Annotated in this window: 16 protein-coding genes; 2 read left to right on the top strand and 14 right to left on the bottom strand. The window is 62.5% G+C overall.

Features of this window, described 5'->3' with window-relative positions:
* Window positions 1-134 precede the first annotated feature (134 nt).
* The 12 genes from L288_RS43515 to L288_RS0122135 form a co-directional block, all read right to left on the bottom strand.
* Window positions 135-287, bottom strand: a complete 153-nt coding sequence (locus tag L288_RS43515; RefSeq protein WP_021239584.1) for a hypothetical protein — start codon at window positions 285-287, stop codon at window positions 135-137.
* A gap of 18 nt (window positions 288-305) precedes the next feature.
* Window positions 306-932: an OmpH family outer membrane protein gene (locus L288_RS38955; protein WP_021239583.1), complete on the bottom strand. Its 627-nt coding sequence runs from the start codon at window positions 930-932 to the stop codon at window positions 306-308.
* Entirely contained in the window at window positions 929-1,738 is an 810-nt protein-coding gene (locus tag L288_RS38950) for a SapC family protein (RefSeq protein WP_021239582.1), read from the bottom strand. The genes L288_RS38955 and L288_RS38950 overlap by 4 nt, the downstream gene beginning before the upstream one ends.
* Window positions 1,739-1,813: 75 nt before the next feature.
* The gene (locus L288_RS0122145; RefSeq protein ID WP_031304815.1) at window positions 1,814-14,947 is read right to left on the bottom strand and encodes a filamentous haemagglutinin family protein; all 13,134 of its coding nucleotides are present in this window, start codon (window positions 14,945-14,947) and stop codon (window positions 1,814-1,816) included.
* Window positions 14,948-15,001: 54 nt separating this feature from the next.
* Window positions 15,002-15,424, bottom strand: coding sequence for a hypothetical protein (locus L288_RS38945; RefSeq protein ID WP_152522109.1), 423 nt, complete (start codon window positions 15,422-15,424; stop codon window positions 15,002-15,004).
* 13 nt (window positions 15,425-15,437) lie between these two features.
* Window positions 15,438-17,069 carry a putative porin gene (locus L288_RS38940; RefSeq protein ID WP_084466043.1) on the bottom strand — a complete coding sequence of 544 codons (1,632 nt, stop codon included), beginning with the start codon at window positions 17,067-17,069 and terminating at the stop codon, window positions 15,438-15,440.
* Window positions 17,069-18,760, bottom strand: coding sequence for a ShlB/FhaC/HecB family hemolysin secretion/activation protein (locus tag L288_RS38935; RefSeq protein WP_021239579.1), 1,692 nt, complete (start codon window positions 18,758-18,760; stop codon window positions 17,069-17,071). The genes L288_RS38940 and L288_RS38935 overlap by 1 nt, the downstream gene beginning before the upstream one ends.
* Window positions 18,757-19,446, bottom strand: a complete 690-nt coding sequence (locus tag L288_RS42135; RefSeq protein WP_021239578.1) for a hypothetical protein — start codon at window positions 19,444-19,446, stop codon at window positions 18,757-18,759. The genes L288_RS38935 and L288_RS42135 overlap by 4 nt, the downstream gene beginning before the upstream one ends.
* Window positions 19,443-19,850, bottom strand: a complete 408-nt coding sequence (locus L288_RS38930) for an ExbD/TolR family protein (protein ID WP_021239577.1) — start codon at window positions 19,848-19,850, stop codon at window positions 19,443-19,445. The genes L288_RS42135 and L288_RS38930 overlap by 4 nt, the downstream gene beginning before the upstream one ends.
* 24 nt (window positions 19,851-19,874) lie before the next feature.
* Window positions 19,875-21,641, bottom strand: coding sequence for a DUF2341 domain-containing protein (locus tag L288_RS38925; RefSeq protein WP_031304810.1), 1,767 nt, complete (start codon window positions 21,639-21,641; stop codon window positions 19,875-19,877).
* A gap of 434 nt (window positions 21,642-22,075) precedes the next feature.
* Window positions 22,076-23,050 carry a FecR family protein gene (locus tag L288_RS38920; protein ID WP_084466040.1) on the bottom strand — a complete coding sequence of 325 codons (975 nt, stop codon included), beginning with the start codon at window positions 23,048-23,050 and terminating at the stop codon, window positions 22,076-22,078.
* A gap of 16 nt (window positions 23,051-23,066) precedes the next feature.
* The gene (locus tag L288_RS0122135; protein ID WP_031304807.1) at window positions 23,067-23,546 is read right to left on the bottom strand and encodes an RNA polymerase sigma factor; all 480 of its coding nucleotides are present in this window, start codon (window positions 23,544-23,546) and stop codon (window positions 23,067-23,069) included.
* Window positions 23,547-23,861: 315 nt separating this feature from the next.
* Between L288_RS0122135 and L288_RS38915 the strand changes: the two genes are divergently transcribed.
* Together L288_RS38915 and L288_RS38910 are read left to right on the top strand one after the other, a co-directional pair.
* Window positions 23,862-24,788: a LysR family transcriptional regulator gene (locus L288_RS38915; protein WP_021239573.1), complete on the top strand. Its 927-nt coding sequence runs from the start codon at window positions 23,862-23,864 to the stop codon at window positions 24,786-24,788.
* A 17-nt stretch (window positions 24,789-24,805) separates the two neighbouring features.
* Window positions 24,806-25,114, top strand: coding sequence for a hypothetical protein (locus L288_RS38910; RefSeq protein WP_031304805.1), 309 nt, complete (start codon window positions 24,806-24,808; stop codon window positions 25,112-25,114).
* A gap of 17 nt (window positions 25,115-25,131) precedes the next feature.
* Here the strand turns inward: L288_RS38910 and L288_RS38905 are convergent, their stop codons facing one another.
* Both L288_RS38905 and L288_RS38900 read right to left on the bottom strand, forming a co-directional pair.
* Complete coding sequence (locus L288_RS38905; protein WP_021239571.1) at window positions 25,132-25,353, bottom strand: DUF2274 domain-containing protein; 222 nt, start codon at window positions 25,351-25,353, stop codon at window positions 25,132-25,134.
* A partial coding sequence (locus L288_RS38900) for a TrbI/VirB10 family protein (protein ID WP_021239570.1) occupies window positions 25,350-26,104 on the bottom strand: 755 nt, incomplete at its 5' end. The genes L288_RS38900 and L288_RS38905, both read right to left, overlap by 4 nt.

The raw sequence follows: 26,104 nt of genomic DNA, 5'->3' as shown, positions 1-26,104 counted from the left end.
TGAGCGTGTCACAACGCACTTAGCGCACCTCAAGAGGGGCTGTGCTTAACCGTTTCCTCTCACCTTGCTCGGCGCAACAGAGTGACGACGGACAAACCCGCGGCTTGAGTTGAGCTTCCGGTCGCTGCACGCGGCTATGGCAAGCCCGAAAACAGCATAACGCCGTGACTGTCCACAACCCTTACCGCCTCCGCATGAAGGATGCCGAACAGCTGAAGGGCAATGATGCCCGTCACGCCGGCTCCGAGTAAAAAGCCTAAAGCGATCAGGCCGATCGACAGAAGCATGGCTGTTCCCCCAAATCGCTAGCGTTGTGCCGGTGGAGCAGCGGCAGGCTGCTGCTCGGGCAACCGCTCCCGCTCGAAGGTGATTGTCTGGATCTTCATGTCCAGGCGCCGCACTACCTCTGGGGTGAGGTCATTCACAAAATTGCCGCCGAGCGCGGAACTGCGATCAAAGAGCAGGCCGCAACGCTTTTTACCGTAGACCTCTGCGATGACCGGCTGAGCTTCGCTCGCGATCCGTTCCAGCGCCTTGGCGCGGGTCGCCGCGATTTCTCGGCTGTCATGCGCCGCCTGCTGCTGAAGCGCCTGCCAGCGCTGCGCGAGCTGTGTGCGCCGCTGCCGGATTTCCGCACTGTCGGCCTGACCATCCAGCGCGCGCGCTTCAGTCTCGATTGGCGTCCGCTGCGCATCGACCTCAGTTTGGGCTGCGCGGGTGAGTTCCTGCAACCGCGTGCTCGCGGCCTTACCCACAGCGGCATTGGCGAAGATCGCCTCGCGCGACAACAGGCACACACCTGGTACAGCCGGGCCGCCAAGCCGCTGTGGCTCAGCCTGCGCCGGCGACCCATTTCCACCGCCGTTCTGCGCGGATGCTGGCGACGCGATCGCGATGACGAGAGAGATGGCGGCAACAGATCGGACGATCATGCGAGTTCCTTCCTGGATTTGGGCCGAGATGTCTTCGGTAACTGCGGTTCGGCGGCGCCGATTGATGCCTGGCGGTTGAGGAGGCTGGTAAAACGATCAAGCGAGGCGAGATGGAATTGGACCCAGGCGAGATAGCCATTGCGGTGCCATGCAGGCAGCACCTCGTCCGGCAGCTTTCCGAACTTTTCCCTGTCCACGATCTGAAAGCCTTCCAGCCCAAGCTTGTGCCCATCGGGCAGCGTCGCATCCACGCGCTGGTCGATCAGCAGATCCTGTTCCTTCAGCGCCTCGGCGAAAACCCGCGTCGCCTTGGCGTCCGACTGAAATGCATCGCAAAAGGCCAGGGCCTGTCTGGTAAGCTCGGACGGCTTTCCGTCCTCGAAAAACGACCTGCCTTCCTCGGCGGACTTCACCACACGCTCGGACTCGGCGTCGATTGCCAGAACGAACTCATCGGGCTTGCCGGTGGCGATGAAGCCAAAGGGATAGCGGCGAACATAGGCTGGCACGTAGCCGTCCGCCTCCCATCGTCCGTCCTTCACGAACAGGTTGCGGCGCTGGAGCCCGAGTACCGCGAGGGGCTGGGCGTCGCCGGCCGCAAAGACGATGGGATAGTGGCGCGACGCTGCAATCAGCTCTCCGGCCACGATAGGGACATAGGACGTGTCGGCGGCGAAGGACGCATCGCCGCCTTGCAACCGCCATTCGCCATGGGCTGACGACGAAAGCGGCTGTGGATGGCGGTAAAATAGCGGAAGGTTTGGCGTGTCGCCGCCGCTCGTCTTGGATGGAGAATGTGAGACCATGAACAATGCTCCTCAATCGAAGGGGATGGGAGCCGCACGATCTGGGCGGCCCCTCTATGGCGTGTTTTCGGGGCTTCAGTTGTTGCGGGCGTACCGGCTCGGTTCGATCATGATCGTGCGATCGTCGATCAGGACCGCGCGCAGCCCCTTGCCGAGAAGCCGCGACATCGCCTGTTGGAGCGTCATCGACCCCCGCACGGGAAGAGTCCGGAAGTTCGCTGCGACGTCTGTGCTGTAGAGAATATTGTACCCCGACAGCGCTCCGATCTCCCGCATGGCATCGTCGAGGGTGGTCGCCGCGAGATCGACCCCGAGTTCCTTGTCCGGCCAGGTGGCTGAACGCTGGCTAGTCCCGGCCGCTCCCGCCTGCGGTGATACCGTGCCTGGTGCCGACGGGGACGGTGACGAACACTCCTGCCGACGATCGCCCTCAGTACAGTCGCCATAGCCGGTGACCCGAACCTCGATCAGCGAAGGCGTGGCGGCGGCGGCGTTCTGGCGAACCGATTCCGTGAGATTGGCGAGCAGATCGCTGCCCATCAGCGATTTGGCCCCCAGATCGCCCACGTCGAGCGAGGTCGGCGGCGCGGCGGGTGCCTCGGGCAGTCCTGTCGTGCGGCCCGCCACGTCGATATTATCGGCCCCCAATATCTCGATCGCGAAGACGTTGAGGTTGCCCGACACCCGAATGCCGGCGTCCCCGGCATCGACGATACCGTAATTGGCGATCAGATCGACGTCTGCGGGGGGCGTGCCCGGCGTCGTGGCCAACGTGCCGATACCCGCGCCGGTCGGCAGACCGGCGGGCGCGCGGGTGAGGTTCGCCAGCGCGTCGATGCTGCGATCGTAGAATGGTGGCGCCAGCGAGGTTTGCGCACCGTTGCCCGCGGCGATGCTGCCGAAGGACGACCACATCAGGATGTTGCCGCCCTGCGTGGTCAGCACGCGGGACTGATTCACGTCCTGATCGCCGTAAGTGAGGACATTCACCTCGCCGCCGCCCTGCGTGACGATGCCGGCGCGGGACGCGTCGCCCTGCACATTGCTTTCCGATGGCTGGCCGGTCTGCTCGGCATTGGCGGCCGCGCTGGCGAGGCGGAAGAAGCCGCCCGGCGCGACCACCGATACGTCCCCGCCGCTGTTCGACAGCACGCGGCTGGCGAAAGTTTCGAAATTGCCCTGCCAGCGGGATTCGCCTTCGGCCAGGCTTTCGTCAGCGGCCTTCTGAGCGCCCGGATAGAGCGTGCCGATGGCCTCATAGCCCCGGTTCACCGAACCCTGCCGCTCGCTGTTCGGATCGTTCGCCTCCCGGCTCGCCGTGCGAAGTTCAAGGAACATCGCCGAACGATAGAAGGGTGCCTTGTAGGCGGTGTCCAGCCCCTGCCAGTGGGCCAGCGCCTCATCCATATAGGCGCTCTGCTCCTGCGCGGTTTCCAGCGGAGCCAGCCCCTGCAATTCGCGCACATAGTTGACCAGGCCCTGCCGCCGTTCGGGCAGGAAGAATTCCCCCTTCAGGTCTTCCGCCTGGCCTGCGGCGAAGCGCGGCACCAGCGTGTCGTAGGGCGTCTGCTGCGAAGCGGGGAGTGCGATCCAGTAGTCCCACGCCTGCTCCAGATAGCCGCGCTGGGCGGCATCGTCTGCCAGCGGCGGCATACCTTGCAGCGAACGAACATAGTTGACGAAGCCGCCCGCCATCTCGTCGCTGACCAGCTCGACCGCAGCACCATTGCCGCGTGCATAGAAGCGGTCGAACAGATAGATCGGCGCTTCCCGGCCGTCACCGATATCACCCAGCAGATAATCCGCCATGTCGGCCATATTCGCCGGATCGAAATAGGCGGCGTCGAAATCGGCATAGGCCGGCTGCTGATTGTAGCCGACGCTGATCGCAATGTCGGCCGCCTTCATGTTCGGATCGAGCGGAACATTGACGAAGCTGCCGCCGACGCGTGCGATATCGTAGAGAATGTCGGAGGTGATGCCTTCGGAGTTGTCGGGGATCCACAGGTCGGTGCCTGCCTCGATTTCCAGCCGGCCCTGTCCGCGAACGTGCAACTGGCTACCAAAACCTGGACCTTGGGTGCCTGGAGGCGGCGGATTGAAGGAGCCGAAATAGATTCCGCCGCCTGCCGTAAGCTGGCTGACATCGCCCGGATTGTTATGCTGGATGATCGTGTTGGGGAAATAGACGTTACCGCCAGCCTTCATCCACAGCTGTTCGGCCGAAGCCACACCGCCGATGGTGACGATATCGCCCGAACCTGCATAGATGCGGCTCGGCTCGAAATCGCCTTCATGCAGAAGCAGGTTCCGATCCAGGATGTTCGTGTCGTTGGTGTTGCCGACATAGACGCCGCCATAATAGCTGCCGATATAGCTGCCGCTATCCTTGAGCGGGCTCATCATATAGATGCCCATCAACTGCCCGCGATAATTGTTCTGATACATCCGCAGGCGCCACGCGGGATCGAGATTCGCGCGGCCGTCGGTCGGCATGGCCTCCTCCATGCGGCTGAAATAGCCGATGCGGACGTTGTTCTGGGCCAGGATATCCAGATTGCCATTCGCGGCCGGGGCAAGGCGGAAGCCGCCTTCCACGTTCACGTCGCCGCCGGCAGCGATCATCTCGACCGTTCCGGCCCAGATCTGACCATCGAGATCGGCGCTCGCCAGATTGATGCCGATGCTGTTGTCCCGCAGAAAATAGGGACGATAGATGCCCCCATTGGGATGGGCCAGGCCGTTGGTCAGTTCCGCGGCGGCAATGTTGTAGTCGTTGTTCCAGGCGATGATATCGCCGCCCGCCGAATAGAGCGAAATGCGCGCTTCGGCCCCGCCATAGGCAGTTTCAACGTTCAGATTGCCTGCCGCCTCAACCCGCAGATTGCCCGCCTCCCCGCTATCGAAGATGGTGTAGAGCGGGAAGCTGCGAAGGACCGCTGCCGGGTCTTCATCCGGGTGGCAGGCCCCGTTGGAGTCGGTGATGTTGCAATCGGCATAGGGAGCCTGCGGGTCGTTACGGTCATATTGCCGGACCACGCTGCCGGACAGGATGGAACCGCCAGCAACCACACTGCCCTCGCCAGTGATGCGATAGATGCCGCCCGTGATGTCGCCACCGGCCCGAACATCCATGTCGCGGGCGGAGACGGTTAGGTTGCGGATCGCGCCGCCGGCCGTGATGACCGCCTGTCCTTCGGTGATGATATCGGTCACCACCGTCTTGGCCAGAACATCGTGCGCCACGATGTCTCCGCCAACCGCGATGGAAATGCGCCCTGCTTCGCCCGTGGCGTGGATCGAGGAGGGGCGCTGCTCGAGCACCAGATCCCGCCCCGCCGCCACCTGCACCGCACCGGAGCCCGTGCTGACGCGATAGCCGACGGGGTCATAGGTCTGCGCCGCGTATTCCTGGCTACTGCTGCTGACCGACCGTCCGATCCACGGCAGCGGATCGCGGGCATAGATGTCGGTATCGGCGTAATCGCTCGCGCCATCGGCATATTGGACAAGCTGTTTGTCGCCTGCGGCGTCGAGATAATAATAGAAGCCGGTGACGATATCGCGGTCCAGCTCGGCACCGAGAGATCCGTCGGAATTCACATGGTAAAGCGCGCTCTCGGTGCCGTTGACGCGCAGATAATGGGGGGCCGCCGGGAGTGGCGCGGTGCCAAGCTGGAGCACGGCGCTATTGAAGATGTCGGGATAGTTGCTGCCGAGGAGTAGCACCAGCCGCTCATAGGCCTCCCGCCCTGTGGCGTTCCCATCGTAATAGCCATTCCCGCCATGCGCGATGGCCTGATACGCGGCCAGATCCGCGCCTGAAAGGCTGTCCAGATAGTCGGCTTCGATTCGGCTGTTCAGTGCCTGGTAGGCGCTGTCGAAATCGCTGCTGGGCGCGAAGGCGTAAGGGTGGTTCTCGAGCAGGAAGGCAGTCACGCCCGTGGTCACGACTTCGGGGCTGGGATCCCAAAAGAACAAGTCGGCCTCGTAATATGCCGCTTCCGGCAAGGTTCCGGCCAAATAGTGATTGAGGATCACATTGTAGAGGTCCCAGATTCCGCTGTAATCGACCGCATCGAGTTCGCCGACAATCACCGTCATGTCGTAATTGCCGGGATTGAGCCCTGTCACGTCCAGCTTGTCGGCCTCACCACCGATGATGACCGAACCCTTGCCATCGGCCAGCAGGCCGGGCGCCAGCACGGCGAGGACCGAAGGGCTGTTCGCGTTCGCACCGGCCACAAGGTTCACATCCCAGTGCCATGGCGCATCAGCGGCGTTGTCGGTGAGATTGGCGTTGATGAGGACATCGCCCGCAGCACGCAGCGAAAGCACGCCCGAAACCTGATCCGGACCGAAGCGGACGCCGGACAGATCCCAGTCGTCCGTCAGCTCGATGTCGCCGTCACCCCGGATGTCGATGCCCGGCACCAGCCTGACATCGCCCAGACGCGCCTGCACGCCATTGGCGCTCGCCGCATCCATGAAGGCGGCTGCGTCGCCCGTCACCTGCGCTGCGAGGCCAGCATCGATCACCGCCACATCGCCATAAACGCGATAGGCTTCGGCGATCGCTCTGTCCGCGCCGGTGATCGTGCCGGACAGCGCACCGATGGCGACCTCTCCGGTGCCGATCTGCGGCGCGCGGAAATGCACCGTGCCGCCGCGTCCTTCGGCCCCGCTGACGTCGATCAGCGCGCCGCTCGCCATCGCGATCCGGCCATTGTTGGCACCGGCCGTTTCGACCTTCACATGGCCGCCCGCGCCGCTTTCGCCCTTTGCGGCGGCGATCAGCGCGGAGGAACCGGCCAGTGTGACGAAGCCTGACGCCGCCAGCGCGATTTCACCGCCATTGGCGCCGGTCGTCTCGACCCTGCCGGTGACGTTGATGGAGCCGCTGTTGACGACAAGCGAAAGGCTTTCGGCTTCGGTCACGCCGTCCAGCGTCACATCGCCGGACATGATTTCGAAGCTGCGGTCGCCATTCAGCCCACCTGCGGCGAGAACGGCGTTGAGCGCGGCGAAGTCCGTCAAAGTGCCGATCCGCAGGCCGAAATCGCCAGCCGACCGTCCTTCGGCCGCTTCGCCCTTCAGCGTGCCGTCCAGCAGCGCAAGCCCCTGCGGCACCGCGATGTTCAGCGCGCCGGCATTGCCCGCCGGACCGCCGGAAATATTCAGCACCGCGTCCGCACGCTGCACGACATCGCCCCTGTCGGCGGTCAGATTGATCGCACCCGCATTGATGCCGATCGTTTGGTCGAACAACTCAAAGGCAGTGCCAGAAACGTCGACGCTGCTGCCCTCGGCCAGCGTGACGTCGCCGTTCGTCGCACGCAGGCTCACCGTCCCCGCATTGAGGCCGATGCGGCCGTTATGCGTGATGCTGGAGCCTGTCAGCGAGAGGGTTGCGCCCAGCGAATTGGCGTTGGCCGGCTCCACACCCGCCACGCTGCCTATCGTGATTGCGCCGCCCGCATTGATCGCCAGCACGTCGCCGTTCTCCACGGTGAGTTGTCCCGCCGTGATGGCCAGCGCGCCGGGCACGTTCAGGCCGCCTGCATCGCGGCCGACGATCTGCCGGTTCGCGTGCAGGGCGATGGAGTCCGCGCCCGAGATCGCCTTGACCCCGCCCGTCAGCAGAATGTCCTGCGCGGACAGCAGCAGCGACGCCGCGCCGCCGGTCGCCGCTATTTCCCCGCCGTTGCTATTGGCGAGCGTGAGCGTGTCCGCCGTGATCCGCGCTTCGCCGCCGCCATTGTCGAGCAGGCGGATCTGGCGCGCGTCGAGCGTCAGATCGCCTTCCGTCGCAAACTCGACAGCGCCATAGAAATCGATGCTGGAATAGCTCTTGAGCGCCACATCCCGCGCGTTGGAGAGCATGGCCGCCGTGTCGCCTGCAAAGACGAGGCCGCCCGTGCCAACCGGGGCGTTGCCGATGCTGACCTGCGATGCGGCAGCGGTGATCTGGTCGGCCGTAACGTCTGCATCCGCCGAGAGCAGGGTTTCGCGCGTTGCGTCGAGCACCAGCGAGTGCCCGGTCAGTTGCGCCCCTGCTTCGATGGACAGCAGGCCGCCATCGGCATCGATCTGCGGCAGGCCGCGCTCCAGTCGGCGGGCATTATAAGCTGCCAGACGGGCGGGATCGGCGCGCAAGACCGCCATCGCATCCACGGCTTCGCCATCGCGCAGGAAATCGGCGCGCTCGCCAGCCGAGACGTGCAGCACCGCGCCTTGATCGAGATTGCCGTGGATGAACTGGTCGTCACCATCATAAGTCGGCGTGCCCATGTCGTCCGTGAACAGACCGAAAGCGGGCGCCAGCGAATAGCTCTCGGTCGGCGATGCGAACTCCCCGGCCGCCTCTATGATCGAGCCGGACTTGACCGTGACGCCGTTGCGCCCCGCGAAGATCATATCGCTGCCCGATAGGGTAGCGCCTGCGGTATCGATCACCACATCGCTCGCGCTGACATCGATCGTGGTGCCGGTCTCGGTCTGTCTGCGCACGCCGCCCAACAGCAGGCTGCTGACGCCAAAGCCAACCAGGCGATCCGCATCGAGGTGCAGATAATCCTCATAACTCGCAAGATCGGTGTCGGCACCGGCCACGAGAATGCGGGAGGAGCTGATATCGACATAGCCGCCCCGGCCGCCCTCGACCGCCGCTGCATCGATCGTACCGTCGAGTACCAGCGACGTTCCGGCGATGAGTGTCAGACCTCCCGCATCGTTCGGGGTCCGCGGCAGCGAATCGACCTGCAGGTTGCGGCGCTTGGCGGCTTGGAGGAACGCTTCGGAATCGAAATAGTCGGTCGCGCTGGCGAGATTGTATTGCGAGCGCTTCGTCAGGACGTCGCGGCCCATGACCAGGAAGCCGTTGGTATATTGATCGCGATAGGCGATGGAGCCGTCGGCCCCCGCGACGAAGCGATAACCCGCCTGGATCAGCGAGCCGTCCGCCTTGGGCGCGGAACTGCCGAGCGCGATATTGGTGTAATCGCCATATTGATGCATCGCCGTGACGCGATAAGCGCCGGGCAGTGAGGCATATTCGGCCGGCAGGAGCGTGTACTCGCCAGCCGGCAGCCCGCCCTCGCCAGCGGAAAGATAGATCTTCCCGAGGTTAGGGGCGGCATAGCCGTTGCCGGTGCCCAGCGGCGTCACGTCGGCGTCGAAGCCGGGGATGATCGCGAACACCTGCGAAGCATCGCTCACCCACCGATAGTCATCGTCGCGATAGCCCGTCAGCCAGTCGGTCGTGCCACCGACGCCGGGCACGAACTCGCTGGCGATCAGATTGCCGCCAGCGGAAATATCCACGACCGCCCCGGTCGCCAGATCGATGACATCGGCATCCAGATTGATCTCGCGATCGGGCAGGAAGGCCAACTCCTTCTGGGTGAAGGGATCGACCCAGGTGTCGCCATTTTGCAGGCGTCCGTAAGGGATGACATTGCCATCGGCCGAAACCGAGGTGATGCTACCCGGCAGCAGCGTGATCGTGCCGGCGCCCTCGCTGCCGTCGTCCACGGCCACCAGGTCGATCGAACCAAGTGGAGAGCGCAGCACGCCCCCCTGCTCGATCCGTGCGGCGCGCAGCGTCAGGCTGGCGCCGCCCTCCAGCGGCGTTGCATTGACCAGAGTGCCTGCGTCCGCCCCCCGGATCGCCAGCGTGCCTCCCGCATCGACGGTGAAGATCCGGCCCGATGCAGCATATATCTGATCTGCCACGAGTGTGAGGTCGCCGCCGGTGGTGAGCGCCCCTTTCGGCGCCTCCAGCTCGGCGAACAGATTGGTGGGAGCAAAGCGGAGATCGCCGTTGCTCTTCAGCGTGATGTCTTCAAAGCCGATGAACTCCGCCGACGTCATCTCCAGCAGGCTGCCGGCCTCGATCGAGAGCGTGGCGGTATTCTCGGCCGAGATGCCGACCTCTGCCAGCGCAGCGCCGAACCGGGCCGTGTCCACGCGCCCGGCCGTGATGCCGCCATTGTCGAAAATGCCACGCTCGGTCAGGCGCACCCTGTTCGCGAGAAGCGTGAAATCGCCGTCATCCATCCCATAGATCTGCGGCGCAGACAGCATGACCTCATCAATCAGATAGCTGCCGTCGGGCGCGCGACCGCCAAGCTGCGAGATGCCCGCGAACACCATGGCGCTGGTCGCGGAGATCTGCACGCTGCCAAAGCCGCCCGCAGCGATATTGCTCGGTGACAAGGTCATCGTCGCCGCGCGCTCGGGCAAGGTGGGAAGGGTGAAATTCAGCCGTTCATAGAGCGGCAGGAAGGCCGGATCGAGTTGCGGCAGATCGCCATAGTCCAGCGCTCCGCCATTTTCGCCTTCGCCAATGTAAAGCACCGGCGGCGGCACGGTGAGTTCAGCGGCATAATAGGCCTCGAATGCCGCGACCACGGAATCCACGTCAGGAAGATAAGTCCCCTCCGCGAAATCGAGGCCGTTCAATTGCGTGTTTCTGGAAAAATCGACCGTCGACAGATCGACATCTATGAGACCGCGAACCGTGCCGCCGCTCTTCAGATAGAAATAGGTGTTGGTCAGCGCGCTCCGCAAGCTGATCGGGTTGCCGTGCTTTAACGCCTCATAATCGCCGCTGCTCCATTGCAGACGGAAAGTGCCGCCGCGCGCACCTTCTCCGCCCGCGAACGCGCGGAAGGTGGCATCGTTGACGTCGATGTTGCTGCCCAGCAGGTTGATGAGTCCCCCGTCGGATGCGATCGTCGTCGGCCGTAGCGTCGTCCCACCATTCTCCTGCACCGGCACATGGAGCAGTGCGCTTGTACCCGACACATCGAAGATCGCGCCTTCGTCGACCGTAAGCGGCGTGATGTCGCCATTCACGGTGATCGTGCCGCCGCCCAGAACTTCTCCGAGCACTAGCTCATTGCCATTGCCGTCCACCCGGCGACCGGTGACGCGCAACGCGCCGGGCGCGAGAACGCGCGCCGTCGAGAACAAGTGGCCGCCCAGGGTGATGTCACCCCCTGGAGCGATCAAGCTGCCCGCGAGGTCGCCATCGAAGATGATGCGCCCGCCGGGATTGACCTCCAGGGAGGAATGCTCATCGAACGTGGTGCGCGGGCCCTCTCCGTTGCCATAAGGCTGGAGGCTGACGGTCGAAATGCGGAGCTGCGCGTCCGACCAGGGCAGGCCGGTAAAGCCGATCAGGGCGCCGTCGCGCAATCCCTCGGCACGATAGCCCGGTTCAAGATAGCCGGTGGTCGTCACATCCAGAATGTCGCTGCCCGACTCCGCGAGCCATGCCGCCGGCACACCGTTGGCAAGCGTCGTCGGGGACAGTTGCATGGTCGCCTGCGTCGCCTTGATGGTCGTCCCCGGTGCGACGCCGATCTTCGGAGCGTTCAGGTAGATGCCGGAAAATGGCATCGCGTCGAACAGACCGGGGTCGATCCGCGCGACGATGTTCCGGGTATCCGCATCGGCGGGAAGCTCGCGCCCCACGAACAGCTCGCCGCTGCTCTCCAGCGCGAAGACGCCATTGCCACCCAGGCCCAGCGATTGGGCATTGAACGCCCCCGACAGATCGACCGGATTGTCGAGCTGCATGTAGTTGCGGATGTTGATGTCGCCGCCCTTGCCGGCGGTGAGTACCCCATCACGGTTCAGATAGCCGCCGCCATTGGCGTTGAAATAGACGCTTTCGGGCAGGATGAATTCGTAGGTTCCGTCTTCGGGCGCGTTGATTTCATCATTGCGGAAGGCAGTGATCAGAATGTTGCCGCCGTTCACGATCGGCCGCTCGGCCAGCGGGCGGTAATCGGTCAGCTCATATTCGGTATGCCAGCTGGCGCTGGTGTCGATGAAGCTGCTGTCGCCAAAGACGATGCCCTGACCGCGCAGCGCCACGTCGCCGCCGTTGGACGTGATCGAACCGCCGAAATACATCGAGCTTGTGCCGATAATGCTGAAGTCCGCGCCATTGGCGAAGTTCAGGTCGACGCCGTCCTCCACAACGACATATTGATTGTCATAGCCGTCATCGACGGTTTCGGAGAAGCTGTTGCCGTCGCGCATCTGCCACTGGGTGATTTCATATTCGCCCATGGTCGAGTGCTCGAACAGATCCTCCGACAACAGGGTGAGATTGCCCTTGCCGTCGGAGGTGCCGGTCCGGTCCTCTTCCTCACCGAAGATGTCGCCAAAGACAGTGGTCAGACTGTCGTCGAAGGCAAAGCCCGCGCCCAACTCGGCAGCGGCCTTGGAAATCAGCACGCGGTTGCTGATATATTCGAGGTCGAATTCGCCTTCGCGATTGATGGTCAGCGCGCCGGCCTTGGGCAAGTTCGTCCGCTGATATTTGCCGACCGTCACATCGCCGCGGAACGTGCCCTGGTACACACCGTCCGGCGCCCAGATGCCGACCGTGCCGGCATTACCGCCTTCGACATAGCTTTCCTCATACCGCCCACGGGCCGAGGAGACGAGCGGGATGTGATAGCTTTTCTGCTGGCCCCATTTGGTGTCGTAGTCGGTCCACTGGTCCGCCAGGCCCATGAAGATCTCATCGGGATCGGCTTCGCGAATGTCGATAACGGTTCCGTCCAGGCGCCGCAGCATGGTCGTATAGACATAGCCCGCGTCGTAGGTGATCGATCCTCCGGAAACGTCGATCACCGATCCCGACTTCATGATGAAATCGTCGCCGCTGGCGATCGTCAATGTGCCGCCATCGACGATCATCTGGTCCAGCGTTAGCTGATTGAGATTGTCGAAGCTCTGCCAATCCGCGACATTGGTGCCATAGCGCCGGTCGACATTGATCTCCTGCCGATAGAGCGGCCCGCCATCCTGAACTGGCGTATCCCTGAGCTGGGCCACGAAAACCCTGCCGGTTACCTGATGATAGCCCATGGCGCGGTTCACGTCCCAACCGGACAGGTCGATCGTCGCCCCCGCTTCCATCATCAGCCGCGAGCCATCCTGGCTGTTGGCATTGCCGCCATTTCCAAGCGGATCGCGCACCGCCTGGTCGGCATCGGCGTAAAGCTCCACCGTGCCAGAGGGCAGGTAAACGGTGGAATCCTCGCGGAAATGAATGCTGCCGGCCGCAATATGCAGGCTGCCGACCGACTGGTTGCCCTCAGTGAGCGGCAGCATGTCGTCCGCTTCGAGGTCCGGCGTGATCTGGGTCAGGCTGTTCTTGCCGAACACGATGGACCCGTTTCCGGCCATAGGCGGATTCGGCCCCTGAACGGCATGGTCCTGCATCAGCGCGTGCATCGTGATGTCGGCCCGGAAATTGGCCGTGGATGTCAGCGAGACAGCGCCGTTCTGCTCGATCGTCCAGCCGCGCAGATCTACATCGCTGCCGACGGTTCCGTTGATGATCCCATCATTGCGGACAGTGAAGCCATATTGCTCCGCCCGGGCGAGGCGGCGCGCGTCGAGATAGTCGAGGATCAGTGTGCCATTTCCGCCGACTCCTACCAGGCTTTGAGCGATGGCTTTCGGCAGGACATCGCCTGCTTCGTACAGGCCGGCCCCATCCGGCTTGCCCCCGGTCACCGCGTTTACGAAATCGACCCATTCTGCGGAAATCGGACTATCGGCCGGCCGCATCTGGTTGTTGGCATCGGGATCGCGCGCCCAAAGCAGGAAAGCGGGTGCGTAGGACTGGCTGCTGACATAGCTGGTCCGCAAGTCGAGCGGATTGTGGACGCTGGTGTAGATTTCTAGCCTGGCATCGTCGCTTTGCGCGCGTTCGATGAACACATTGTCGCCGGCGGCCATCACCACCTGGCCTTCGTCCTGGACGTTCAGGATGCCGCTGTTGGTGACATTGGGGCCGAAGAGCATGATCTTGCCCTGATCGCCCGTGCTGATCCTCGCCTCGCGACCGATCGTCACCGCATAGAGCAGCGGGTTGTCCGGATCGGCCACGACGGGCATTTCTTCTAGCAGGTTGAGGTAGCGGTCGGTCTTGCCCTGCGGGGTGTTATTGGGAATGTTGGACGTGGAATAGATCCAGCTGTTGCTGAATGTCGGATCGAGCCTGCGCCCGGCGCTGTACGCATAGGAGAGCAGCCCGCCGCCGCTGTTGCCGGGCGTGAATCCGTTGAAAGCGAAATCCCGGATCTCCAGCGCGGAGGCAATGACCTGGCCGGCGTCGATCGTCCCGTTGATCGCCAGGCCATCGCGCGAGACGAGCAGAATGCCGGCATCAGCGGTGATCGCGCCGTCCAGTTGCAACAGCCCGCCGCCAAGATGGCGATTGAGTGCAAGCCAGTCCTCGCCTTCCTGATGAAGGGTGATGCTCTGGCCGCGCGCCAGGTTCATGTCGCTCCAGTTGACGACCGCGCGCTCGCGCTCCTGGGTGATGCTGACATTGCCGCCGCTGACAGAGATGTCGCTGACCCCTTGGGTCAGAAAATACCGGTCGGCATCGATCGCGGCGTCCTGTCCGATGTTGAATCCCGTATCGTCATTGACGACCAGAATGCCGTCCGCTTCCACCGTGCCGTTGATTGTGGCGTTGGCGGCGATGCGCTGCGGCTCAAGACTGGGGTTCTCGGTGCCGGTCAGGTCGTTGTTGAATACGATCCAGTCGGACGATTGCTGCTCGAACTTGAGGACTTCGCCGGTCTGGACTTCGAATTTCTTCCAATCCAGTACGGCCTTGCTGCTGCTCTGGGTCAAGGTGGTCGTGTTGCCGTCCACATTGACATCTGAAATGCCCGATCCGACGACCAGTTGCCGCGTATTGACGGCCGCGTCATCGCCGATGAGCACGCCATTATCGTTGAAAATATAGACCGAGCCGATCGCGCGTATTTCGCCGTTGATCTCGGACGCCTGATCCCCGTGGACGCGGTTGATGACGAACCAGTCCGACGACTGCTGTTGAAACTCCAGAATTTCCTTGGTCTGAAGGCGGAAATCCTCCCAGTCGAGAATGGCCTTCTGTTCCGTTTGCCTGATCGTCATCAGGTCCCGATCGCCTTCGGTGGAGATCACCGGACGGTCGGCGCCCTGCCACACCGAGACTTGCCCGTTCGGACCGATGGTCCGTCCCGCCTGCATGCCAACCATGGAGCCGAAGGGACGATCCTGGGCATGGGCCGGTGCCTGGCCAAGCACATTCATTGCTGCCAGCGCAATCAGGCTCGTGCTCAGCGTCAGGCGCTTGTTGGAAAACCGGCGGCTACGAATGCCTGCGAGGGTCAAGGGCATGGGAGAATTCCTGTTTCAAGAACACAGTGCGGCTGCGGGCCGAGGCGCGGTCGACTAGTTGGATTGGGGGGATGCCGGGTCCGTGGCCTGTTGTTCGCTGGGCGCGGGCATTCCGGGATAAATCCGCGCGGCGTGCGCGCGATCGACATAATCCTGGGTGAGATTTTCCATCCTCACCCGCTGTGTTTGCAGGAAGGGATCGATCGAGCGTTTGTTCAGACCTTTATCGATCACCTCCAACGCAATCGCGTAAAGCTCGGCGTTGCGTTCGATGCCGAGCGCGATCAGCTCATCCTTGAGTGCTAGCTCGGCGCGAAGGCGCTCCACCTCTTGCCGGGCATTGTCGGCAATCCGTTGCGCGCGAACGAGCTCCGGATCCTGCTGTACAGCCTCAGCGGGCGGGACGGCCTCGCTTGTCTGCGACTGCGCCATCACCGGCGAGGTCAGAACCATCGCACCGATAAATATCGTTCTCATCGTCGTCCCCATTTTAGAAGCGAGACAGCAGATCGAATTGAAGAACATCGACGGAGAACGGTGCGCGCTCGATCGAATCCGACGAGAACCAGCGCAGGCGCACGGACGTGTTCTTGTGCACCCCGAATTCGGCCTCAAGGTCGTAACCTTCCTGATCGGTGCCGCCGAGACCGAAATCGGAGTCCGTGAACACGTCGAGCACTGCGTCAGTTTCGACCCGACGATAGCTTGCGCCGATACGCCATTGGCCGCGTTCGGATATGACCGGGTGACCAGCCTGGAACCGCGCCAACCAGCCTAGATCGCCCGGCCTGACCCCCGCTTCACCACGCAGCGCACTGATCTCCGTGCGATCAAGGGCAAGGTTCTTCACGACCTCGCCGGACAGCTTGAACACGAGATCACCGGAGCGGTAGCCGGCCTCCATGGTGCCGCTCAGCAGTTCATATTGAGCAGCGCGGCCGGCGAGGGTCGTTAGTCCGTCGGTGCGCATGTTGAACAGCGAATTGCCCTTGGAGAGATGATCCGGCGCGCTCCAGTCGTTCACGCGCGAGCCGTCGGCCGGGTTCTTCAGGCTTTGAACATTGTCGTAATAATAATAGCCCACGCCCGACTTGAGAAAAACGGGCGCATCCCGCCCATACTCAACGCCGACCTGCCCGGCATAGAGATAGGAATCGTCGAAAATCTCGCGCTCTTGCAGCGGGAAGACGCCGCCGGATGCGAAGATTCCGAGATCGGTCGTGATCGGTCGATCGACCGCCAATGCCACACCTTCGGGGTTGATGTCCGGATCCCAGACAAGCCGGGTCGAATAGAAGGGATTGGCCATACGGCCGGCGATGACATGAGCCCCGGCAACCGGCTCAATGTCGATGAAGGCGCGATCCACCCACAGGGCATCGCGGTCGAAATAGTTGCCGAAGGTGGAGTTGGTTGAAACGGCGCCGGGCTCGTCGCCAGAGGCGAGGCGGACCCCGACCCGGATGCCTCCGGCGACCTTGGCCTCGAACCCCAGACGCGCACGAAAATTCAGCCGCTTGCGATCGACGGTGGAATTGAGCAGCGGAAAGCCTTCCGCGTCGGTGACGCCGCCAAGCTGGTTGATCGCATTGGGATCAGGGAAGAACGGGAAGTTGCCTTCACCGAAATTGTCATACTGCCCGCGCACGCGCAGATCGCCCGACACGCGGACGGCATTGACCCAGTCGGGCAAGGTGTTGGGAGCGACCCAGCCTTCTTCCCTAGCGGTCTGGACGACCTCGTCCCGCACCTGGTCCTTGATTTCGGCCCGGACCGTCTCGGGCACATAGGGGACGTTGACCACGTCCTCGGCTTTGGCCGCGGCCTGCGCCTCGGCGCGGATCGCCGCATTCTCGCGAGCCTTGTCGAGAATGGATTTTGCCTTGTCGAACGGGATCACGCCCTCGTCCACGAGAAGCTGGAGGATCTCGACACCGACATCGTCGGTCGATTGCGCCATCGCGGGCGCTGAAGCGAACATGGCAGCAACGATCGCCGAACTTGCCAAAAGAGCCTTTGTCTTGAGCATTTCAATCCTCGTTCGAATTGGCGCCGGCGCGATGACGTGCGCCGGCGGAATGGGGTGGGTCTGATCTTGTGAAAGGAAGGGCTGTCCGGTCATCAGAACTGCTCCCAGATCCGAAACTGGAGCCGAAATCCGTCACCGAAATCGGAAAGGGTCGACGCTCTGTCGACAAGCGGCCTGGAGATGCTCAGCGCACCGTTAAGTCCGTAGTCGAGCTGGAGATTCAGGCCGCCGCCGACGCTCAGCAGGCGCATATGTTCATCCTGAACACTCAGCGGATCATGGATCCTCGCATAGCCGCCGTCGACGAAGGTGAAGAGGCGCAGCTGCCTTATGAGGCCGGCGGCAAGCAGCGATGGGGTGTCGACCTGGAACTGGCCGGAAACGCCATCGTCCCCCAGATTGAAGCTTTCATAATATCCGCGGACACTATCGTAGCCGCCGAGCGAGAACTGCTCGTTGGAAATGAGGGGTTCACCCGCATATTGCCACTGAACGGCGCCTCCCACTCGCCAGTCGCCCGGCAGCTTGCGCGTATAAGACGCATCACCGCGCAGCACAGACCAATTGGCATTCGCATTGTAGCGCTTTAGGCCGAACTCGACATCATCGGCGCCAAGGCCGCGAAGACCGAACGACGCGCCGATGCCGAAATCGAAGTCGAACTTCGGTGTCCGCTTCGACAGCGCGTAGCGAACCATCAGCGGCGCATAATCGATCGGGGTATAGGCCGCGCTGTCCTCGTCTTCGGCGAGCAGATTCTCCTTGAAGCTCTTGTAATCCAACCCGGCGGTGAACTGATGCACCGTTGGTTCGGCAGGGTCGCCCGAAATACTCGAATAGATGGCGCGCAATCCCAGGATGTCACCCGATCCGAGGACGTTGATGCCGCCGAGCGCGGCGACGTCGCTGTCCGTGTGAACCCCATATGCGACCAGTGTGATGGGGGTGTTGCGGATGGGAACCGCGTAGGATGCGGACACCGCCCAGGATTCGCTCGGGTTTTGCGGACTGATCTGGCCCTGCAAGCTCAGGCTGTGATCCAGCTGGAAGAGATTGGCGTAGGTCAGCGAGCCGGAGAGCTTGAGACGCTCGGTGTTGGCGCTCGCACGGTCGTTCAGTTCCAGCGTGCCGTGCAGCGGCAATTTGTCTTCGACCGTCAGATCGATATCGACCGTTCCCGGTTCGAGACCCGCCCGCAGGGTCGGCGCAATGACCCGGTCCTGGGATCTGTTGACCGCAGCAAGCTCACGCGAAAGATCGTTGTAATTGGGGACTTCGCCCTCTTTGAGCGAAGGCATTCGGTCCTTGATATCTTCGGGCGAGTAATAGGTCGCGCCGTCAACCCGGAGACGACCTACCCGCATTTCCACGACCTTGAGGCGGATATTGCCGCCTTGCACCTCCTGCGCGGGGATGATGACGTTGACCGTCTCGAACCCCTTGGCGTGATATGCCTCCATCAGGGCGGTCCGCGCCTGGTCAACATCGGCAAGAGGCCTTTGCGGACCCAGAAACGGCATGACCGCCTGCTCGATTTCCTTGCGGGAGAGCACGCTGTTGCCCTCGACCTGATAATTCAGAATATCGACAAGACGCTCCGCGCCCGGGGCAGCGGTCTCGCCAGCTGCCGCATCGGTCGTTTGCGCGTGGAGCGCGGGGGCAAGGGCGATACCCAAGGCCAGGGCGCTGACGCAGTGGGCCAAGCGAGAAATCATCGAAAACTCCAGATTGTTCGTGCGGGTGGACTGACCCGCGAGCGCGCTGCGGATCGGCTGCCGGCTCAACTTCGCCTCATGTCGATCGTCGCGTAGGTCGTGGCCGCGCGGTCAGCCGGCCTCGGAACGCTGAGCGGTGGCAGGCCGCGCAGAACCTCGCGGATGGCGGCATCGAGATCGGAATCGCCCGTGGTCCCGCGAAGGGCTGCCTGCGTGAACCGGCCCGCCTCGGAGATGACCACGGTAACTCCAACGGATCCTCGCGCGGCCCGCGTCCGGGGATCGCGCATCAGCGCGCGGCGTATATGCCCTTCGACATAGGCGCCCCATTCGCCGCCACCGCCCCCGCCGGTGCCTCGTCCGAACAGTCCGCCGCCGCCGCCAGCCGCCAGGCGGAAATTGTCGGAACCGGCGTCGGCAGGTCGATCGAGCCCCGCCAGCTGGTTGGAAGCGGGTTCGGCCGGCGCATCCTGCGGTGTCTCGCTGGGCTGTTCGTTGGGCGCCTCGCTCGGTGCCTCCTCCGGCTCGACGATCTCCTCTTCATCCTCCATGATCTCATCTTCCGGCTCCGGCGGAGGTGGCGGCGGCTGGACCATGTCGATCGTGGTGACCACGCGCTCCCGACTCTGCGGGAGTTCCCCGCTCGGCCAAAACAGCCAGGCCAGCAGCGCTAGCAGAGCGACCGGTGCTACAACCGCCCCGCTCTGCCGGATGCGATTGGGCCACCGCCCCTTGGTGACGGCCTTTTCGCTCATGACGGCCGCGCCCTCTCGCTCACCAGTCCGAGTTGCGTGATGCCGACGCGATTGCACACGTCGAGCACTTCCATGATCCGGCCGTATTGCGTGACCCGGTCACCCTTCACGACCACCGGAAATTCCGGCGTCGTCGCTTTGAAAGTCCGCAGCTGCGATTCCAGCTCGTCGATCGTCACGGCGAAGGTGTCGAGATAGACCTGCCCCTGCTCGTCGATCGTGATCGCCTTGGTCGTCGGCTTGGCCAGGCTTACCGAGGAGCTGGCCTTGGGTACGTTCACCTTGATCCCCTGGACGGCCGCCGTCGTCAGCAGGATGAAGATGATCAGCAGCACCAGGGTGAGATCAACCATCGGCGTGACGTTGATCTCGTCATAGGGCTTGCGCTTTTTGTGAACCTGCATCGCTCGTCTCCCCCTTGCCGTCCGTCAGGCCGCATTGGCGGCGAGAGTGGGGCGATAGGTTTCGGCGATGCGCTTCTCGAGTTCGTCGACGAACACGAGATTGTCGGTCTCGATCTTCTCGATCCGGCTCTGCAGCCAGTTGTAGCCGAACAGCGCTGGGATCGCGACGGCGAGGCCGGCAACGGTCGCCAGCAGCGCAGCGGCAATGCCTGGTGCAATCGCATTGATGTTGACCTCTCCGGCCGCGGCCACGCTGGCAAAGGTGATCATCACGCCGATGACCGTGCCGAGCAGCCCGAGGAATGGCCCGCCCGAGATCGCAATGGTCAGCAGGACCAGCCGCGCATTGAGCCGCTGTCCCTCGCGCGCCAGCGATGCGTCCATCGCTGCCCGGATTGCCGCCACCGATTGCGGCGCCAAGGCGAAGTTGTCTCGCGATGACCGGCGGCCTTCTGCAAGACGCTGGCGGGTTTCGTCGCGCCCGGTCTCAAACAGGCGCCCCAGCGTGGATCCTGCGTCCCAGCTCAGATGCTCGTTGTTGACGATGCCATCATGCATCCCCGCGTCCGCGGTGGCACGGCGGAACCGGTCCCGGAAGGCGGTGTTGGCCTTCTCCACCTGGGCAAGCAGCATGGTCTTGGTCGCCATCACGGCGACCGCGATGACCAGCATCACGGCAAGGATCCCAATCACGATCCACGCATCCAGCGTCAGCGCGCCAAACAAGATGCCAAGATAATTGTGGCTTTCGCTGTCGGCTTGCTGCGCTTCTCCACTCGGCTGGACGATGGACGCGTCGCGGCCTTGCGACTTGGCGGCAAGAGCGATGAAATCCGCCGAGCGTGCAGCGTTGGCGCGCCACAATTCGTCGAAATCGCCCATGAAGCCGGGAAGCTCGCCGTTCGCACCGACGATCTCCAGTCCATTCAAAGCGGGCAGTTGTGCCGCCAGCTGCGCCACTTCGGCACCGTCGACATAAAGACGCACCACACCTTCGCCAGCGGTCACGGCCAGGTGGGCCCAAGTACCTGATGAGAGCGGTGCCTGCGCTACCGCCTCGGCCCCGTTCACGCTCACGAACGGGGTTCCGCCGCGAAGCCCGATCACCATGCGCGACGCGCCTTCACCCTGCTTGGTGTAAATGGCTGCCTCGGCGGGAAGCTGATTGCCGGGCTTGATCCAGGCCGACACCGTCATCGCGCCATCGGCAGGAACCGCCAAGGACTGGCTTGCCGCCACTTCCATGCGACTCTCGGCGTCGAAACGAGCGCCGCCGGCGACAATCCCCTCCGGAATCAGCTGGGCAGTGAAGTTGCCGATCGTGTTGGCATTGGCCGTTTGGTCGCGCGGACTCGCCCCATCGGCGAAGTGAACGACCAGCGATTGCTCACCATCATAGGTGTCAGCAGCGGAAAATGCGCCAGCGGCCTCGCCATTTCCGTAATAGGCATAGATGAGCTGGCGTTCTGCGGAAATCTGGGGAAGCTTTACCCAGACAAAGGCGATTTCCGCCTGCCGGTCGAAGCGCTCCAGATGAAAGTCGAGCGGCGTTCCATTCGAGGTCGTAAAGCGCAGATCGCTGCCATCATCCTTGAGGCGGGTAAAATCGACATTGCCGGCATGAAGGCGCACGAGGACAGGTGCGTTTTCGACTTCATCGCCCACCGCGCCATCGGCGTTGAGGGCAATTTCCTGCCTGTATCCCCAGTCGTCGTTCCACCAACTTTGCGCCGAAGCAGCACTCGGCACCATCAGACACATCGCGCCAAACGCGACAAGAATTCGCTTCATTTCCCCGCTCCAGACTTGAGTACTCGATCCGGAGTTCGCCCATGATTGCAAAGAGTGCGATTACACACTCATCAACACAGGACGTCCCCCCGCACTTACTGGAGCGCAGTTAGATAATCCTTGTTACAGAACAGAGACTCTTATCAAGAGTCATAAAACTTTTTACTAGAAGTATTCTTATTAGTTCACGAACGAAAAGCACCCATAGCTAAAACTATGGATGCCTATTGCTTTCCGGTTCATGCATTATGCTTGAGCGAGAGGTGAACGGATCGCTCCATTGCCTACACACACAAGGACGCTGCGCCGACTGATGTCCTCACAATTTTTTTTAGATTCGTGGCGCGAGGCAGGAGTGCGTCCTCCCCAGCAGGAGAACTGAGTGACGTACACGCCTTCAACGCGTGTGGCGCATATCCGCGGCGGCGGCGCTGTTAAGGGATGAGCAGATACCGATCGTCCCGCTGTTCGAGCCGCAGACCGCAAATCCTTGCAAGGATGTGGGCAAAGCGCTCGGTGTCTGCCACCCGGAAGACACCACTGACCCGGCATTCTGCCACGTCCGCCGATCTATCGAGCGTAATCGGTTTTTGCCCATAGCGATTCATTTCGCCAACTGCGGCAGCGGCGGACATATCCTGCAGAACAAGCCCGCCGCTGCGCCAAGCCGTCACGGCTTCCAGCGAAGGCTTGTCCACAAGCGCGGTGCCGGCGGTGCCGATGCGCACGCGCTGCCCCGGGGTCATGATGAAGCTGGTTTGTCCATCCTTGTCGGGATCCACGAGAACCTTGCCTTCCAGCAGGGTCACTTCCATGGAGCTTCCGCGATCGCGGACAATGAATTTCGTGCCCAGCGCCGTTACCTTCCCCAGGTGAGTCTGGACAATGAAGGGCCGATTCGGGTCTCGGCTCACCTCAAAAAGCGCTTCTCCGCGATCGAGCGTGATCAACCGTTCATTCGCAGTGAAACGTGCCGCAACCCTGGAATCCGTGTTGAGGGTGACGCGCGAGGTATCAGGCAGCGAGGCGATCCGCTGCCCTCCAACCGCAGTTTCAAAGATCTGAGAGTTGGAGAAGGGATGTGCCAGGAAGAGCAATAGCATTGCGGCCATAGCCGCCGCTCCGGCGGCGGACCACCACAGACGGCTCGGAATGACCGAGAGCGGCGGTCTGGCTCCTTTATCGATCGCTGTTGCGGCAGGCTTTCGCCTTGCCTTCTCGTCGTAGAAGGACAGAGCCGCGACATGCTCCAAATCTGCCCATAGCGCATCCATTTCCGCCAATGCGGCCGCATTCGCCGGACGCTCTGCACGCCATTCGGCAAGGCCCCTATGCCTTTCGCGCTCGCGCGCGTCGTCACCCAATCGGGCGAACCAGACCGCCGCCTCTGCTTCAGGCTTTCCAGTCACAGGACTCTCACATTCATTAGAAATTCCGCATCCAGGCGGATAGAAACAGCATAGCCTTGGCGAGCCGCTTTTCGACCGCGCTGACACTCACACCTTCGCGCAAAGCCACCTCCCGGGTTGACAGACCGTCTACGCGTCTCCCCTGAACAATCGCACGCGTCTTGGGATCAAGGCGCTGGAAGCCAGCTGTCAGATGCTCCAACCGGCTTTTGCCGATCGCAATTCGTTCCTGGTCGGGCGATTCGTCGATCAGAACCAAATCATCCACAGAATCGGCGACAGTTTCCATTCGCCGGGACCGGCGGCCTGCGTCAATCGACAAGTTGACTGCGGTTCTAACTAGAAATCCCTCCTCCCGGTCAACCTCGTTTTCCTTGCTATACTGAAGGAGACGTAGAAAAGCCTCTTGAACGAGCTCCTCTGTTTCAGAATCGGAAACGCCCCGTTGCTTGAGTATTTGCCGGAGGCGCGGAGCGAATTTTCTGAAAAGCGACATTTGAGTTATGTGCCCAGCACATGACAGATAACCCACTCAATGCCAGCAGCCGGTGACAGAACGATTTCATTCACGCCTCACGATCTCGCGGTTCAAGCAGTGCTCAATCAACAGTCGGACTCCCTCAATCCAAATGACGCTTGCGAATGCAAAACCCTCATCAAAAAAGTACGTGATAGCGCCTTGAATGATTTACCGGGCGATGGGGACACATGCCCCGACTAAAAAGGAAGCAGGGCGAAGGTGCGGCTTTATCAAGCTCCATCGTCCCTGAAGATATGGCGTGTTGGAGGTAGGCAGGAATCGAGAAGTGAAGTGATCGAGCTCAGACACCTCCGCTATCTGATGAACGCGGCCGAAGCCGGCAGCTTCAGCCGAGCGGCACGGAGTATGAACATTAAACAGGCCACGCTCAGCCGACACATCCTCGAAGTTGAGAAGCGCCTTGGCTTGACTCTATTTGACCGCGGAACACGCGGTGCAACCTTGACCCCGCATGGCGAGACATACCTTCGCACGGCCCAGCGCATCGTGAAAGAGTTCGAGGAATTGAATGCTTGGGTGCGCGCCACAAAGCGCGGCGATGCCGGTAAACTTGCGGTGGGGTTCTACACTTCATTCTCGGCCGGCAACTTGCGGGCTACTCTTAGCGAATTCGGAAAGCGCTTTCCGGCCGTGAAGGTGCATGGCTTCGAGCGTGATCGCGACATGCTGTTGACCGGAATCGAGAACGGCTTGCTCGACATCGCAATTATGATCGGCGAGACTCCCTACCAAGGTCAGATGAGCCGCCCTTTCTGGAGCGAACGCATTCTGCTGGCAATGCCAGAAGGTCATCGACTCGCCGATCGCGAGCGCATCCATTGGACCGACCTGACCGGCGAGCGTTTTCTGCTGCCCGAACGAGATCCCGGCCCGGAGACGAGGAACATGCTCTTTGGCAAACTTGGAATGCCAGGTTACACACCCGAAATCGAGATGGATGACATCGGCCGCGACACGGTGCTCAGCGCCATTGCGCTTGGTAAGCATATTTCAATAGTCGCAGAGTCAGCACTCGGCATCCATGTACCAGGGGTGGTGTATCGCGAAATTCACGAAGCCAACGGCCACATACGAATCGGCTTTTCGGGCTATTGGCGTGAGGACAATGACAACGCCGTATTACGGCGGTTCCTTGATTTCGTGACCTTCCGCTATTCGCTGCCGCCTATGATAGGATCGCAGTCGTCGCCTAAGTAATCGGCAATGGAGCGGTCATGACGCGACGTAGGATACTCATCATCGTGCTGGTTTCGCTCATCATCGGGTTTGGAGCAGGCTTCGTGCTGCGCCCGGTGATCGTGCCGGTCAATCAAATGGCGGCTGTCACGGGTTTGTCCCCCACCGCCCGAGCATCCGCCGCGCCGCGCGGAACGCAATATTTCGCGGCGCATCCCGACGAAGCGCGGCAGGTCACGGCGCAATGCGCCGAAGGAACGGCGCGCGGCGGCGAGTGCGCCAATGCCGAGCAAGCCGTGATCGAAGCAGAAGGCCGGAAGCGCTTCAAGAAGTTCATGGGCAACTGACGGCAGGCGGCGCGTGCTCACTTCCCTTGCGCACGGTGCCGGCGAAAAGCCCGGTCGGTTTCCATGAAGCGGGTGAGCATCGGCGCGACCAGCTTGTCAGGCGGGACTGGCGCTCCTCCGGTCTCGGCCGCCAGGGCGGCGGCATAGGCGACAAGATCGCGATGCACGGCGGCGGGCAACTCCACGGAGAGCTTGACCGGCCGATCGTCGGCCAGCGGGCCCAACTTCAATTTGCTCATCGTGCGCCTCCAACCGGCTCCAATACGAGGTCGCGGGTGAGAACCACGCGCAACGGATGCCCCGGCCGGATGGTGAGCGTCGGCTGCACGTTGAGCTGTCGCCGCACGATCTGCTGGCCGGTCTGGTTGATGGTGTCCTGCGATCCGCGGCGCAGTGCCCGGGTCAGGTCATCCTCGCTGTCCGCGCCCAGTTCGGCGCCGACACCGAGCAGCGTCGAGACGGCCGCCGCCTTGAGCAGATTGCCCCAATGCTGATTTACGCGATCCTGTAGGCCCGCAAACCCGGCTCCATCGACGCCGGGCTGGCGCTCGAGAACGATTGAGCGGCCGTCCGGCATGATGAGACGGTCCCAGGCGAGCAGCACGCGCGTCTGGCCGGCGGCGATCTCGCTGTCATACTCGCCGATCAGCCGCGCCCCTTGCGGGATGAGCAGGATGCGGCCCGTAGGGCTGTCATAGACATTGGCTGTCACCTGGGCGGTGATCTGGCCGGGCAGGTCGGAACGGATACCAGTGATGAGCGCGGCCGGGATGATGCTGCCGGCCTGCACGATGTTGGGCGAGGCCGGCGCCACGAGGCGTTCGCCGCTGACCGTCCGCTGGTTCGACGCTTGCGCCATGAAAGCCTGTTTGGCGGCCCGGTCGCCCTGCGCGGCCTCGGCGAGCTGCGGAGCGGCCGCGTCGGGTGTCGCGATTGCAAGGTTCGGCAGGGACGGCATCGCAGCGGCCCCGGCGCTGCTGCCGCCGAGGA

This window comes from Sphingobium quisquiliarum P25 (assembly GCF_000445065.1).
GTDB classification, from domain to species: domain Bacteria; phylum Pseudomonadota; class Alphaproteobacteria; order Sphingomonadales; family Sphingomonadaceae; genus Sphingobium; species Sphingobium quisquiliarum.
The sequence above is the reverse complement of the archived record's forward strand: the minus strand, read 5'-3'. Positions and strand labels throughout refer to the sequence as shown.